3 protein-coding genes are annotated in these 1,798 nt (G+C 70.4%); all 3 read left to right on the top strand.

The window, feature by feature from the left end; genetic code table 11:
* Positions 1-795: hypothetical protein (locus PLE19_24050; protein HPD18020.1), on the top strand; the 795-nt coding region annotated here is incomplete at its 5' end.
* A 56-nt stretch (positions 796-851) separates the two neighbouring features.
* Positions 852-1,301 carry a hypothetical protein gene (locus tag PLE19_24055; GenBank protein ID HPD18021.1) on the top strand — a complete coding sequence of 150 codons (450 nt, stop codon included), beginning with the start codon at positions 852-854 and terminating at the stop codon, positions 1,299-1,301.
* A 9-nt stretch (positions 1,302-1,310) separates the two neighbouring features.
* The coding region (locus PLE19_24060) for a hypothetical protein (protein ID HPD18022.1) at positions 1,311-1,798 on the top strand (488 nt) is incomplete at its 3' end.

The following is a 1,798-nucleotide window of genomic DNA, read 5'->3' on the forward strand; positions in this document are numbered from 1 at the left end:
CTGATCGAGATCGACTTCACGCCCGCAGGCAACTTCTCCGAGGCGCTGTTCGACTGGATGTTCTCCGGCGTCTTCTCCCTCTGGCCCGGCGAGTCGATCTTCCCCCCCGCCGACTCCCCCGTCTACGTCCACACGCTGACCGGCCGCATCCTCGGCGTGGCCAACGCCCGCGTCACCCAGTTCCCCGCCGTCCGCTTCGGCGCGGGCGGGCCGCGCTTCGAGGGCGCCGCCAAGATCACCGGCATCATCGGCAAGAACACCCCCCGCACCGCCGCGGGCGCGCTCTTCACCCCGCCCGCCGACGAAGCCTTCACGGCCGTCCCGCTCGGCACCGAATGGGTCCACCTCCCCTGCAGGGCGTCGTGGGGCCTCGCCGCCCCGCTCGACCTCGTCAGCGACGACAAAGGCTGGACGCTCCGCGCCGCGCACACCGTCAGCCCGCGCACCAACCCCGACACCGGCACCTACGACTTCCGCGTCGAGACCTCCGCCGTCGAGGTCACCGGCCGCCCCATCAGCATCGGCGACGAGGATTTGATCAGCGCCGCCCTCGCCGGGTCATCGCGCGCCATCGGGCAGTCCAGCCCCTCCGGCACGCTCACCCTGGCCGAAGACAGCCCCGGCCTCACCGCCAAGCTCTACGGCGCCCGGCTCGTCTCCAAGCCCGCCGTGTTCGGCGAGAACGAGCCCCGCTCCGGCGAACTCACCTGGCGCGCCTTCCGCACGCCCGTCACGGTCGGCGAAGCCACCGCCACCAAACTCGCAGACGTGGACATCACCCCTGCAGGAACCTGATCCCTCGGGCACCGATTCACACCAACGCACTAATGCACTAACGCACTAATGAACTAATGACGATCACCCACAGACACAGCTCCGGCGACACGGTCATCTGCCACGGCCTCGGCCACCCCGGCGAGCCCGGCTACTACACCGGCCCGCTCGGCGACTCCGACGACACCGACACCGAGTGGTCCGTCGACCCGCTGCGCCCCATCGGCGCGGACACCGCCAAGCCCCTCGACCGCGGCAACGGCCTGCACACCTGGGCGCTCTGGGTCGAGCGCCGCTTCATGACCGACCTGGAGGCCAAGGCCCACGCCCGCGCCATGCCGGGGCTGCTGCCGCGCGGCCCCGCCGCCGTCGAGGTCACCGGGGAAGAAGACGGCTACAAAACAGTCTACCCGGACACCGTGCTGCAGAAGCTCGCCACCCGCCGCAACGGCTGCTCGCTCGACATCGTGTTCCACTTCGTCAGCGGCGTCCCCGTCCGCGAAGCCGCCGAACCGCCAACCCCATAGGAGCCAACCATGCGCATCACACCACCGCTCGCCGCCTACTGCCTGCTGCTGACCTCCGCCTGCGCGCTCACAGACCCGTGGGGCGTCAACGTGCAGCAGCACACCGCCGTGCAGCGCACATACAAGCAGGGCGAATCGTGGACCATGCAGGTCACGCTGCGCCACGGCCTCAGGCCGCTCGACCTCACCGGCGCCACCGCCATATTCTACTGGCACACCAACGCCGCGCAGAACGTCTGGTGGGATCGCCCCGCCGAGATCACCGCGCCCAAGGCCGGCCTCGTCACCGCGCAGTGGACGCCCGCGATGGACACCGGCGCGGCCTCGTACCCGTACTGGATCGGCATCTGGGCCTCCGGCAGCACCTCCCCGCTCTGGCGCGTCACCGGCACCATCCGCATGCTGCCCTCGCCCGGCTTCACGCCAAACACCCTGCCGCTGCCCGCGCGCTCCATCGACTTCTCAGAGATCAGCTTCACCAACGCCCCGTGGGCCAC

Source organism: Planctomycetota bacterium (genome assembly GCA_035384565.1).
GTDB lineage: Bacteria > Planctomycetota > PUPC01 > DSUN01 > DSUN01 > DAOOIT01.